Annotated in this window: 10 protein-coding genes and 2 pseudogenes; 5 read left to right on the top strand and 7 right to left on the bottom strand. The window is 71.7% G+C overall.

Features of this window, described 5'->3' with window-relative positions; genetic code table 11:
• A pseudogene (locus tag STRTUCAR8_RS16035) lies at window positions 1-420 on the bottom strand (beta-galactosidase); the annotation flags it as partial.
• Between the two features lie 36 nt (window positions 421-456).
• Window positions 457-1,767, bottom strand: coding sequence for an ABC transporter substrate-binding protein (locus STRTUCAR8_RS16030; protein WP_006376825.1), 1,311 nt, complete (start codon window positions 1,765-1,767; stop codon window positions 457-459).
• Between the two features lie 400 nt (window positions 1,768-2,167).
• Between STRTUCAR8_RS16030 and STRTUCAR8_RS49760 the strand changes: the two are divergent.
• Window positions 2,168-3,364, top strand: a pseudogene (locus STRTUCAR8_RS49760) (glycosyltransferase 87 family protein); the annotation flags it as partial.
• 183 nt (window positions 3,365-3,547) lie between these two features.
• On the opposite strand, the gene STRTUCAR8_RS16020 reads toward STRTUCAR8_RS49760, so the two are convergent.
• From STRTUCAR8_RS16020 to STRTUCAR8_RS16000, 5 genes are all read right to left on the bottom strand, one after another.
• Entirely contained in the window at window positions 3,548-5,518 is a 1,971-nt protein-coding gene (locus tag STRTUCAR8_RS16020) for a copper resistance CopC/CopD family protein (protein WP_006376828.1), read from the bottom strand.
• Between the two features lie 243 nt (window positions 5,519-5,761).
• Window positions 5,762-6,610 (bottom strand): SDR family NAD(P)-dependent oxidoreductase, encoded by an 849-nt coding sequence (locus STRTUCAR8_RS16015; protein WP_006376822.1) that lies wholly within the window; start codon window positions 6,608-6,610, stop codon window positions 5,762-5,764.
• Window positions 6,607-7,107: a cupin domain-containing protein gene (locus tag STRTUCAR8_RS16010; protein WP_006376824.1), complete on the bottom strand. Its 501-nt coding sequence runs from the start codon at window positions 7,105-7,107 to the stop codon at window positions 6,607-6,609. Before STRTUCAR8_RS16010 ends, STRTUCAR8_RS16015 begins: the two co-directional genes overlap by 4 nt.
• On the bottom strand, window positions 7,104-7,727 hold the full coding sequence (locus STRTUCAR8_RS16005; RefSeq protein WP_006376820.1) for a GNAT family N-acetyltransferase: 624 nt from the start codon (window positions 7,725-7,727) through the stop codon (window positions 7,104-7,106). Before STRTUCAR8_RS16005 ends, STRTUCAR8_RS16010 begins: the two co-directional genes overlap by 4 nt.
• Before the next feature lie 2 nt (window positions 7,728-7,729).
• Window positions 7,730-9,802, bottom strand: coding sequence for a penicillin acylase family protein (locus tag STRTUCAR8_RS16000; protein ID WP_006376826.1), 2,073 nt, complete (start codon window positions 9,800-9,802; stop codon window positions 7,730-7,732).
• A 91-nt stretch (window positions 9,803-9,893) separates the two neighbouring features.
• On the opposite strand from STRTUCAR8_RS16000, the gene STRTUCAR8_RS15995 reads away from it, so the two are divergent.
• From STRTUCAR8_RS15995 to STRTUCAR8_RS53370, 4 genes are all read left to right on the top strand, one after another.
• The gene (locus STRTUCAR8_RS15995) at window positions 9,894-10,676 is read left to right on the top strand and encodes a siderophore-interacting protein (RefSeq protein ID WP_006376829.1); all 783 of its coding nucleotides are present in this window, start codon (window positions 9,894-9,896) and stop codon (window positions 10,674-10,676) included.
• A 34-nt stretch (window positions 10,677-10,710) separates the two neighbouring features.
• Entirely contained in the window at window positions 10,711-11,304 is a 594-nt protein-coding gene (locus tag STRTUCAR8_RS15990) for an HhH-GPD-type base excision DNA repair protein (RefSeq protein WP_006376830.1), read from the top strand.
• A 96-nt stretch (window positions 11,305-11,400) separates the two neighbouring features.
• Window positions 11,401-11,739 (top strand): hypothetical protein, encoded by a 339-nt coding sequence (locus STRTUCAR8_RS15985; protein ID WP_006376827.1) that lies wholly within the window; start codon window positions 11,401-11,403, stop codon window positions 11,737-11,739.
• A 74-nt stretch (window positions 11,740-11,813) separates the two neighbouring features.
• A complete protein-coding gene (locus tag STRTUCAR8_RS53370) occupies window positions 11,814-11,954 on the top strand; it encodes a hypothetical protein (RefSeq protein ID WP_006376823.1) in 141 nt (46 codons plus the stop codon).
• Window positions 11,955-12,045: the final 91 nt, after the last annotated feature.

Genomic DNA, 12,045 nt, shown 5'->3' with positions numbered 1-12,045 from the left:
CCAGTCGAGTTGGTGGGTGGGGTTGGGGACGGCGCCGGTCGCGCGGGGCGGGATGATCTCGGCCCAGTCGTAGTACCACTGGCTCCAGAAGGTGGTGCCCCAGGCGTCGTTCAGCGCCGCGAGGTCGTCCCCGTAGCGTGCGCGCAGCCAGGTGCGGAAGGCCTCCGCGCTCTCGTCGCAGTAGCAGGCGGGGTTGTGGCAGCCGTATTCGTTGTGGACGTGCCACATGGCGACGGCCGGGTGGTCGGCGTACCGCTCCGCCAGTGCTCCGGCGATGCGCAGGGCGGCTTCGCGGTAGGCGGGGCTGGAGGGGCAGAACGTCTGGCGGCTGCCGTAGAACAGGCGCCGTCCGTCCTTGTCCACCGGGAGGGCTTCGGGGTGGGCGCGGAAGAACCAGGCGGGCGGGGCCGCTGTCGGGGTCCGCCCCCGGGATCACGGGGATCGAGTCGGAGTTGCTCATGAGGAGGCGAAGATCGTCTTCTTCTGGCGCTCGATGGACGCGAGCAGGCTGTCGATGTCCTTGGGTTCACGGATGAACTTCTGCAGCGCGGGCTGCATCACCGTGGAGGTGAAGTCCGGACGGCTGTCACGGTCCATGAACTGGGTGAGGCTCTTCGCGCCGCTGATCATCGCGTACGCCTTCTTCTGCAGCGGGGTGTACGAGGAGGTGTCGGCGGTGGAGGAGGCGGCGACGACGTTCGGGTCGGCCTTGAGGTAGATCTGCTCGGCCTCGTTGGTGCCCAGGAACTCGAGCAGCTGGACGGAACCGGCCTTGTTCTTGGGGGACTTGCTGAGCATGAAGCCGTCGGTCGGCGCCTCGACCGTGTCCTGCCCGAAGGAGGGGTCGATCTCCGGGAACGCGAAGAAGTCGAGGTCCGCCGCATCGGTCGCGTTCGTGAACTGCTGGCCCACGAAGGTGCCCAGCAGATACATGCCGGCCTTCTTCGACACGAGCGTCTGGGCCGCGTCCTGCCAGGTGCGACCCGTCGATCCCTCCTGGCTGTAGGGGAGAATTTCAGCCCAGTTGTCGAATGTGGCGCGAACCTTCGCGTCGGTCCAGGACGCCTTTCCGGCCATCAGCTCGACGTGGAAGTCGTAGCCGTTGGTCCGGAAGTTGATCTGGTCGAAGGTGCCGAGCGCGGGCCAGGCGTCCTTGTCGCCGAAGGCGATCGGGACCAGGCCGTCCTTCTTCATCTGCTTGCACAGCGCGATGAACTGCGCCCAGGTGGTGGGCACCTCGTAGCCGTGCTCCTTGAAGACGCTCTTCCGGTAGAACATCGCCCACGGGTACGTGTACAGCGGCACGAAGTAGTACTTGCCGTCCGCGCCCTTGCTGAGCTGCTTCATCGCGTCGGGGAAGTCGCTCCCGATCTTCTGCCACACGTCGTCGATCGGGCTGGCCAGGCCCTTGCCCGCGAAGAACTGCATGCGGTAGCCGGCGAACCAGGTGAACACGTCGTCCGGGGTGCCCTGGAGGTAGGAGTTGATCTGCTCCTGGAACGTGTTGTGGTCCTTGGTGTTCACGTCGACCTTGATGCCGGTCTTCTTCGTGAACGCCGCGTAGATCTCGGCGAAGGCCTTCTTCGGGACGGCGTCCGACGAGTTCGAGCCGAGGGTGACGGTCTTCGCGTCGGAACCCGAGTCGCTGCCGCCGCAGGCGCTCAGCAGCGGAACGGCAGCGCCGAGGGCCGCCGCGCCGCCGACGCCACGCAGCAGGGTGCGGCGGCTCGGGCCCGGGACGGACAGACCGGAGGGGGTGTGATGCATGACGACTCCTGAGGACAGACCCCCCGAAACAGGGAGCAAGGTCACGACTACGCTGGGTCCATGCTGATCTAAATCGACCAGAAATCAACTTGACCGAACATCGTGGCGGCAATAACAGCCCCTTGTTCGGCCCCTCGTCAAGAGGCGGAGTCCGCCGTGCCTGAAACGTGATGGACACCCGGACGTGAAGCTTTGCTAACAGACAGCTGGCAAACGCGCGACGCAAATCCTCCCCTCGGCCGTTCGGCCAGGGCGCACGCCTCCCCCGAGTACGAACAGTGACCTTTCGGCCGAGGCGGGCGGACCGTCCCGCAAACGACATTGGTGACGATCACGCCAGGCGACCCATCGGCCCGACGCATCAGCCGACGCGTCAGCCCACGCATCAGGTGATCGCGCCATGTCAGCCGCAGCCGGCAGGAGCCCGCCCATGTCCAGCACGACCACCGCCCCGGTGCCCCCGGCGACCGGCAGGCACCTCACCGAGCCCTCGGCCGAGTCCTCGGAGGGGCGTCCGGGTCGGCGTCCCACCCGGCTTCTCACCCGAGGCCCGGTCCGCTGGGACGCCGTCCATTTCCTGGCCTGCGCCGTCTTCGCCCTCGGCCTGGCGCTGGCCACGACCCTGACCCCGCACCGCGTGTGGGGCCTCTGCGCGGCCTTCGGATACGGCACGGCGGCGATACTGGCCGCCCGTGCCCCACGCCCCTGGGAGAGCCGGGCAGCACTGCGCGTGGCCACCGTCGGCGCGGTGCTGCTCCCCCTGGCCCTGCTGGTCGTGCTCGGCGCGGCCCAGTCCGAGGTCGGGGTCGTCGAACACTCGGGCGCCCTGCTGCTGCACACGGGCAGCCCGTACGTGCCCCACCCCGTGACCGTGGACGACTACAACCCGTACCTGCCCGGCATGGCCGTCTTCGGACTCCCGCACGCCCTCCTGGGCGACACCCCGCTGGCCCCGCTCGCGGAGGCCCGGCTGTGGTTCTGCGCGGCCTTCGTCGCCTGCCTGTACGCCACGACCAGGGCCGGTACGGCCGGGAGGTCCCGTACGGCCGACAGGTCCCGTACGGCCGATCGGGCGCGACGGAGCGGCTCGGCCCGTGCTGCGGCCCTGCTGCTCTCCTTCCCGGCCGTGGCGCTGCCTCTCGCCGTCGGCGGGGTGGACCTGCCGGTGATCGGGCTGATGGGCCTGGGGCTCGCGCTGGCAGGCCGGAGCGGCTCCGGCCGGGCTGCCGGGGTCGCGGCCGGGCTGGCGACGGGCGCCGCGGCGGCCCTGAAGTGGACCGCCTGGCCCCTTCTCCCCGTCGGTCTCGTCCTGATCGCCGTCACGGCGGGCCGCCGCACGGCCGTACGGGCTACGGTGACCGCTCTCCTGACAGCGGCGGCGGCCGTCGTGCCGGTCGCCCTGGCCGACCCGCACGCCTTCGTCGAGCACGTGGTGCTGTTCCCGCTGGGCAAGGGCGGCGTCCACTCCCCGGCGACGAGCCCGCTGCCCGGCCATCTGCTCGCCGAGTACGTACCCGGCGGCTTCGTCCTCGCGGTCGCGCTGCTGGTCGCGAGTGCCGTGGCGGTGGCGGCGTCACTCGTGGTCCGGCCGCCGCGCACCGTCCGGGCGGCGGCCGACCGGCTCGCCGTCGGCCTGGGCCTGGCGATGTGCCTGATACCGGCCACCCGATTCGGCTATCTGGTGTACCCGATCGCCCTGGCGATGTGGTTCCGCACCAGGCACGACGGCGACGGTTGCGAACGCCTTGGCGGCTCCTGCCTTCGGGCCGGTTCAGCGACTTCAGCGACCGATCTTCACCTTCCGCGACACGCTCACCTGATCCACGTCGGACGTCCGGATGGTGACCTTCATGGTCCAGGTGCCGGCGATCGGCAGGTTGAGGCTGTTGGTGCCCCAGTAGCCGCCCAGGTCGGTGACTTCGGCGTTGAGGGGGCCGATCTCCTTGCTGGGGAGGGAGAAGGAGATGCGGAGTTCGGGGACGATCGCGAAGCCGTCGTCAGGGCCGAACACCACGGCCTGCACGGTGTTCTCGCCGACCCGGGCGGGTTCGAGGGTGACCTGCACCTTGCCGTGTCCGCCCGGTGTGCCGACGTCGAAGGGGATCGTCGTCGTGGACGCGCTGATCACTCCGGGCGTCGGAGCGTCCTTGGCGGCCTCCGCCGCCTCGGCCGCGGCCCGGCCCGGCAGGGTGGTCGTCAGGACGGTCGTGATCACCAACACCGCGATCCCGATGGCCACTTCGGCCAGCACGGAACGGCGGAGCCGCCGACGGTAAGAAGATGAAAGGGAAAGGGAAAGGGAGGGTGAGTCGGCCGGGGAAATCTCGCCCGGGGCGTCGTTCTCACCGGCCTCAACGGCCTCAACGGGCTCACCGGGCCGATTCGCCGGACCGCCGACCGTCTCCGGCACCCGTTCGGCGACCTTCGCCTCGGCCTTCGCCTCGGCCTTCCTTTCGGCCTTCGCCTCAGCCTTCGTTTCGGTGTCCGCCTCCGCCGCCTCCGGTGCCGACAACAGTCCCGTCCACCGGCGCGAGAACCCGGCCGCCACCAGCAGCAGCGCCACCGCGCACACCTTGGCGATCAGGATGCGGCCGTACGACGTACCGGTGATCGCGTCCCAGGAGCCGAGGCCGCGCCAGGACTGGTAGACGCCGGTGACGGTCAGGACGGCCACGGAGGCGAAGGCCAGCCGGGAGAAACGGGTGACGGTGGACGCCGGGAGCGGCTCCTCCGCCTGGAGAAGGGTGAGCAGGGCCGCGAGGCCGCCCAACCACGCGGCCATGGCGAGCAGATGCAGCACCGAGGAGGTCATCGCCACCGGCACCTGGATACCGGCCGACGCGTGCTCGGCGGCGGCCCACGTCAGCGTGAGACCGAGCGCGAGCACACCCCCGACACCGAGGAGGACCGACTGCGCACGGTCGCCGCCCACCAGGTCAACACCCGGCCGGCCAACGTCCGGCTGGTTGTTGGTCGCCTGGCCAACGCCCGTCTCTCCGTCGGCCTGCCGTCGGCGGCGTACGACTACCGCCAGCAGTACGGCTGTTGCCGCCAGCAGAGCGAGCCGGGCCAGAAGTGCCAGGCCCGGCCTGCCGGTCACGGTCCGTTCCAGGACCGCCAGGTCGAAGGCGGCGGCGGGTGTGGTGCCGGCCTCGTACGGGCCGCGCAGCAGAAGCAGGGCGACGGTGGACACCAGGAGGGTCCACCAGCCCGTCAGGACCAGCCTGCGCAGGGGGCCCGTGCCGGGCGGCCGGCAGACGAGGACGAAGACGACGGTGCCGACCAGCAGCGCCAGAGCCGCGTACGCGAGATAGCGGAAGACGTCGTGGAGGGCGCTGGTGGCCGCGTTCTCCGTGGGGCCGGTGTCGACCACGGCCGGAGTCGCGGAGGCCTCCCCGATGGAGAAGGTGAAGGCGCCCGAGATGGGGTGGCTGTCCGCCGAGACGACCCGCCAGGCCACGGTGAACGTGCCCTTGCCGAGGCCCTTGGGGAGGCTGACGCGCACTCCGTCGGAACGGCCCTCCACATGCTTGGCCTCGCCGGTGCTCACGCGCCGGCCGTCGGGGTCGAAGACGCGGAAGGAGTCGTCGAGCAGGCCGACGGACTCGGTGAAGCTCAGGGTGACCTGTCGGGGCGCGGAGTCGAGGACGCTTCCGTCCCGGGGGTCGGTGTCCCGGAGAGCGGCGTGCGCGGACGCGGTACCCGCCCCGCCGACGAGGAGGAACAGCACGAGCGCGGTGCCGAGCAGCACCGCCCGCTGAACTCCCCGGACGTACCGTGCGCCTGTCCGCCGGCCCGGCCGTCTGCCTGTCGGCTCGACCGTCCGTCGGCCGGTCTCCGTGCGCTCGCCTCCGCCGGCTCGTCGGTCGTCGCGCCCTTGGTTCCGCAGTCGGCCCACGTAGCTTCTCCGTCTTCGGGACTTTTCGGCTCTCGTATACGTACGGACGATCCTGCTGCCCCGCTCACCCCACCGGAACCGGATTCGCCGTGGTCTTCACCACGTGGGGCGGGCGGACACCCCGCCGTCGACCACCAGGTCGTGCCCGCTGACCCAGGACGCCAGCCGGGAGGCGAGGAACACGCACGCGTCGCCGATGTCCTCGGGCCGCCCCAACCTCCGTACGGGCGCCGCCTGTTGCCATCGCCGCACCCCCTCGGGCCAGTCGTCGGCGAGCCCTTTCCGGTCGACGAGCCCGGGCGAGACGGTGTTGACGCGGATCCCGTACGGCCCGTATTCGAGAGCCGCCGACCGGGCATGCGCCACGATCGCCGCCTTCGAGGCGCAGTAATGGGCGTGACCGGGCGCCGGATGCGCGGCCTCGATGGAGGCGATGTGCGTGACGCTCCCCCCGCCCCGGCTGTCGCTCTCGCCCGCCTGCTCCCGCATGACCTCCACGGCGGCCTGCGTGCAGGCGAAGGCGCTGAGGACGTTCGTGTCGACGACCGCCCGCCAGTCGGCGACCGTCATCCCGGCCAGCTCCTGGACCGGTTGCACGCCCGCGTTGTTGACCAGCGCGTCGAGCCGCCCGCCACCCCACTCGGCGGCCTCCCGCACCACACGCCGGCACTCGTCCTCGACGGTCAGATCGCCCCGCAGTACGACGGCCCGCCCACCCGACTGCTCGATGCGCGCGGCCACCGCACGGGCACCCGCGTCCGACGTCCGGCAGTGCACGGCGACAGCGGCACCCTCCGCCGCGAACCGCGACGCGATGCCGCGCCCGATCCCACCACCGGCCCCGGTCACCAGAGCGACCTGCCCGGCGAGAAGCCCCGCGGAACTGATGGACGACGTGGATGAATTCGTGGACGGCGACGTGGATGACGACGGAGATGGACTCATGGCCGACACAGTGCCCCGATGCGAGCCGCCTCGGCCGGATAACGCGCGGCCAGTTCGACGGCGTCCCCGTGCTCGTACCCCTCGTACGTGAACCCGGGCGCCATCGTGCACCCGAAGAACGTCCACGCGCCGCCCGGGACGACCCGCGCGCCCATCCAGGTACCGGCGTCCACGGTGAGCTGGGGCTCCTGCCCGTGCAGGAGGCCGGGCCCGAGCACGGCCGTCCGGGAGGTGCCGTCCGGTGCGAGGAGCAGCAGTTCGAGGGGATCACCGAGGTAGAAGTGCCAGACCTCGTCCGACGGCAGCCGGTGCAGCGCGGAGAAGTCACCGGGCTCGGCGGTCAGCAGCGCGACGATCGCCGAGCCCTCCGGCCGCCCGTCGGCCCGCTCGGGCCCCGCCCACGTTCGCCGGAAGAGCCCGCCCTCACGCGGGATCGGCTCCAGACCGTAGTGGGCGATCAGGTCGGCGGGCGTCGGATGTCCTGAGGTCGGAGTCACCCGGGAAAAGCTACCTCCCGGCGCAGAAAAGCCAGTTGGGCGCGCTTCTCCGGCAGGTACACGTCCGGCAGATCGATCTCGGGCAGGACGACGACGGGGCCGGCCGAGAACCCCTGCCGCAGAAAACGGGCGACGGCCTTGTCGTTCGCCACATCGGGATCGACCACGACCCGCCGCCGCCCGAGCCTGACCAGCACGAACTCCGCCAGCACCCCCATCAGCGCGCCGGACCATCCGGGCCGCCCGCCCTCCGCCCCGACGGGCGCGAGCAGCAGATGGACGCCGATGTCGCCGGGCTCGACGGGGTAGCACTCGCCCACCCGGTCGGCGTCGGGTTCGTACGTCTGGAGCAGCCCGACCGCCGTACCGTCCTTCACCAGCAGGTAGGCGTGATGGGTGTCGAGGGCGTCCAAGTGGCCGTAGATCTCGGCGACTTGTTCTTCCGTGAGCCCGTTCATGCCCCAGAACCCGGCCTCCTGCCCGCTGACCCAGCCGTGCACGACGCCGGCGTCGGCGACGGGGTCGAGCTTCAGCACATGTACGGCACCGAAGCCGTCCACCACTCGCTCGTGCAGGGCGGCCCGGGCCGTGTACGGCTCGGCGGTCGTTACGTCGGTCATCGTCAGTTCTCCTTCATAAGCCGCGTCCAGTCGGTGACGACCGGGACGAGGTCTCCCCTTGTCCACAAGGGGAGTTGATCGCGGTTGTGGGCGGAGCCGGGTACGCCGGAGGCGCCGAGGGGCACCACCCAGAGGCTGTCCTCGCGCCGGGCCAGATCCCAGACGTACCGGGCGGCGGGCCCGCGCGCGCTGAGGTCGGTGAGCCCGGGAACGGAGGAGGTGCAGAGCACGCAGTCGTGGTCGCCGGAGAGGGCCTGCTCGTCGTACACCGAGTGCGGGGTGGTGGGCAGCGCCCGCCAGGGGACCAGCCGGTGACGCTCGCCCCAGGTCGCGGCGCCGGTCGTCGGCTCGGCGGCCACCTCGGTGACGGCTTCCCTGACGAGGGCGGCGCGGTCGATCCCGTACAACTCCTCTGCCTTCAGGAGCCCTTCGAGTGCGAAGGCGATCCGGGGGAGCAGCGCGAGCCAGGGGCGGAAGACCTCCGGGTACGCGGGCGGGACGGCCAGTGCGGCGAAGGCGGGGTGGGCGGCGAGGCGGCGTACGACGGCGGAGCGCAGGGCCGCGTACGACGCCGCGTCCGTGCTGTCGGCGTCCATCCGGCGGTCCCAGCGGAGAAGCCGGTCACGGAGCTCCGCCTCCTCGTCCGAGAGTCCGTCGAGGTCGGCGAGGAGGCCGAGGAGCGGGCCGGCGGAGGCGAGGTGGGTGTCCATGTGGACGGCGGGCAGGTCGGCCGCCGACCACTGCTCCCGCTCCTCAAGGAGGGCGCGGATACGGGCCGCCCGGTGCGGCGGTGCGAACTCGACGCCGAGGGGGGCCGACGGGCCGCGCTGGTTGGCCATGACGGCGAGACCGTCGTCGATGCTGGCGTACGGCGTCTCGTGCCGGCCCTGCCACTCGTGACCGGGTTCCCAGGCCCGCGCGAGCCGGGTCCGGTTGACCTCGGCGCGTACGGGAACGTGGCCCGCGACCCGGTGCAGCAGCCCGCCCTCGGTGTCGGCGGCATGGACGACGTTGACGGGCTCGGCCCACAGGTCGAGGGCCCGGTCGATGTCGGCGACGCGGCGGGCGCGGAGAAGGGGGAGGAGGGTGGAGAAGCCGAGGTCGCCGGTGACGCGGGGCGGGCAGCGCAGGCTGATGGTCGCCGTACGGCCGTCATCGGGGCCGCCGATCACCACCGGCCCCCGCCCGGTCTCGGTCACCTCGACCTCGACGGGCTCTCCGCCCGCGACCTCGACCACTTCCCGGTGCACATGAGCGGGCCGCCACTCCCCGTCATGATCGAGTGCCTCAACTCCCGTACCCGCGCGGCGGATCCGCTCCTCGTACAGGTCCTGGTAGTCGGCCATGGCGTTGGTGATGGCCCAGGCGGCCGTGCCGGTGTGGCCGAAGTGGGCGATGCCGGGAACGCCCGGGACGGCGAACCCGACGACGTCGAACTCCGGGCAGGAGAGCCGGACCTGCTGGTAGACGCCGGGGTCCTCGATATAGCGGTGCGGGTCGCCCGCGAGCAACGGGAGCCCGGTGACCGACCGTTCGCCGCTCACCAGCCAGCCGTTGCTGCCGGAGGTGCCGGGTCCGTCGGTGGCGAACAGGGCGACGGCGTCGGCGCCGAGATGCGCGACGACCTGTTCGCGCCAGAGCTTGGCCGGGAAGCCGGCGAACAGGACGTGCGTGGCGAGCCAGACGCCGAGCGGGGTCCAGGGCTCCCAGCGCCCGGGGACCAGGCCGGTCGCGGCGAACTCGGGTGCGCGGCGGGCCCCTTCGCCCAGCCCGGCGTTGACACCGTCCGTGTAAGCGCGCACCCAGGCGGCGGTTTCGGGGTCCCGTCTCTCCAGGGTCGCGTAGCAGTGCCTCGCGGTGTCGTCGAGGCGGGCGCGTCTGGCGAACACGTCCCAGCCGACAGCCTCGGCGCCGAGGAACGCGGCCGAGGTGCCCTGCGCGCGGTGGCGCTCGACCTCCAGCTGCCAGGCCCGGTCGAGGGCGGTGACGCGGCCCTGGCCACGGGCGAGTTCGAGCGCGTCGCTCGCCCGCAGATGCGGGATCCCCCAGGCGTCGCGGTAGATCTCGATGGCCATATCTGTATCCTCACCGGGTCCGAAACTGTGCTTTAGGTTAGCCTTACCTAAGTAAGTTGTGCCGGAATCGTACGCGAGGGGTGGAGAAGCCGTGGCGCAGGGGCAGGGGCGGACACAGGGGCAGCAGAACCGGCAGGAACAGGGCCATGGCCAGGGACGTCGCGGCTGGGAGGGCGCGGTCCTCAAGCTCTTCCGGGGCAAGGACTTCGTCTTCACCGTGACGGACGCCGAGGACGTCACCCCGCACTACCGGCGCCTCCACCTCACCGACGGGGGCATGCTTTCGGCCACCGGCGTCCACCCCACGATGTGGGTCCGGCTCTGGTTCGACAACACGGGCAAGCCGCACCAGCGGGCGTACACGCTGGTCGACCCGGACCCCGGGGCGGGCACGTTCAGCCTCGAATTCGCGCTCCACGAGGGCTGCGCCAGCGACTGGGCGCGGGCGGCGAAGCCCGGCGACACCATCGAGGCGACGGTCCAGGGCACCGGCTTCACCCGGCCCGAGCCGGACCCCTCGCACCTCTTCGCGATCGGCGACCCGGCATCACTTCCCGCGCTCAACTCCCTGCTGGACGCGTTCGGTTCGACCCCGGCGACGATCTGGTTCGAGTCGGACCACGGCACCGACGGCTACCCCTTCCGCACCACCCCCGACCATCACGACGTCCGCCCGGTGCCCCGCCGGGACGCGGGCGCCCACCTGGTCGCCGAGGTCCGCTCCGCCTTCCCGGACCTCCTGACACACACCGCCGACCCGTACGTGTGGATCGCCTGCGACACGGCCACGACCCGGACCCTGACGAGCTGGTTCCGCAAGGAGGCGGGGCTGCCGAAGCAGCGGGTGCACGGGCTGGGGTACTGGCGGCCGTAGGGCATCCCCGCCGCGTACGAGGCATGATCGACCCATGGACGTCACTCTCCACCTCGCCCAGGACCCCGAGGCCGACGCGCTCCTCGGCCGCAGCGCGCTCGCCGCGCTGACCGGAATGCTGCTCGACCAGCAGGTGCCGATGGAGTGGGCGTTCAAGGGACCGGCGACCATCGCCCAGCGCCTGGGCGCCGACGACCTCGACGCGCACGAGATCGCGGCGTACGACCCCGAGGCCTTCGCCTCGCTCCTCTCCGACAAGCCGGCCGTGCACCGGTACCCCGGCTCGATGGCCAAGCGCGTCCAGCAGCTCTGCCAGTACCTCGTCGAGCACTACGACGGCGAAGCCGAGGGCGTCTGGCGGGACGCGACGACCGGCCAGGAACTGCTCAAGCGCCTCAGCGACCTGCCCGGTTTCGGCAAGCAGAAGGCCCAGATCTTCCTGGCCCTGCTCGGCAAGCAGCTCGGCGTACAGCCCGAGGGCTGGCGTGAGGCCGCCGGCGCCTACGGCGAACCGAAGTCCTTCCGCTCCGTCGCCGACATCACCGGCCCGGAGTCCCTGGTCAAGGTGCGTGCCCACAAGCAGGAGATGAAGGCGGCGGCGAAGGCCGCGAAGGCCTCCGGCAAGTAGGCGCCGACGACACCGGCCCCCAGCCGGTAGGCCGAGTGAGCGGATCTCGGGCCCGGAAGGATCAGCCCTGTCCGTGCGGCGGGGAGATCACCTCCCATGAGCCCCGCCGCGCGCACCCCGTACGCCAAGTACGCCGTGCGCCGGACCGCCTGGCTCCGGGTCGTCGTCCTGCTGCTCGCCCTGCTCGTGCCGGGAACGGCAGCGCACTGCGGAGCTGCCGAGTCGGCCGTTTCGAGCGGTACGGCCGCCGAGCACGACGTCCACGACACCGCCCTGCGCCCACCGGCCCGGTACGGCCACCGCACCGTCGTAGCCCTGCGGCCCGTACCCGGACCGCCGGCCGCACGACATGCGGGGGCTACCAGTCCGGCCCACCCGCTCCCCGTACCGCCACGGCCCACGCCCGCCCCGCGCTCGGTGGTCCTGCGCTGCTGACAGCACCGGCTCCCCGGTCCATCAGTCAGTACGCCCAGCACACCCAGTACGCCACACGGGACAAGGACACCGACATGGCGATCGACCCTTACGCGATCCTGCGCGCCCTTCTGCGCGCCGAGGCCGCCCGCAACACACCAAAGGCCCAAGGACCCCTGGTGCCCCAGATGAAGGAAGCCGAGCAGCAGCGGCCCCCGGAGGAGCGGGGCCGCTGACCGGACGGCGGTCCTGTCGGCGCTACCGCTGCTGGCCAGGCGCCGGTATCCGCTGGCGGTGTTCGGAGTGGTACTGGCCGCCGCCGTGGTC

This window comes from Streptomyces turgidiscabies Car8 (genome assembly GCF_000331005.1).
Lineage (GTDB): Bacteria > Actinomycetota > Actinomycetes > Streptomycetales > Streptomycetaceae > Streptomyces > Streptomyces turgidiscabies.
Note: the sequence above shows the minus strand (reverse complement) of the source record. Positions and strands in the feature narration are given on the sequence as shown.

Excerpts from the sequence above, each read along its gene's own strand:
- STRTUCAR8_RS15985 (WP_006376827.1), top strand. The coding sequence starts at position 11,401 with ATGAGCCCCGCCGCGCGCACCCCGTACGCCAAGTACGCCGTGCGCCGG.
- STRTUCAR8_RS53370 (WP_006376823.1), top strand. The coding sequence starts at position 11,814 with ATGGCGATCGACCCTTACGCGATCCTGCGCGCCCTTCTGCGCGCCGAG.
- STRTUCAR8_RS16030 (WP_006376825.1), bottom strand. The coding sequence starts at position 1,767 with ATGCATCACACCCCCTCCGGTCTGTCCGTCCCGGGCCCGAGCCGCCGC.
- STRTUCAR8_RS16000 (WP_006376826.1), bottom strand. The coding sequence starts at position 9,802 with ATGGCCATCGAGATCTACCGCGACGCCTGGGGGATCCCGCATCTGCGG.
- STRTUCAR8_RS16005 (WP_006376820.1), bottom strand. The coding sequence starts at position 7,727 with ATGACCGACGTAACGACCGCCGAGCCGTACACGGCCCGGGCCGCCCTG.
- STRTUCAR8_RS15990 (WP_006376830.1), top strand. The coding sequence starts at position 10,711 with ATGGACGTCACTCTCCACCTCGCCCAGGACCCCGAGGCCGACGCGCTC.
- STRTUCAR8_RS16015 (WP_006376822.1), bottom strand. The coding sequence starts at position 6,610 with ATGAGTCCATCTCCGTCGTCATCCACGTCGCCGTCCACGAATTCATCC.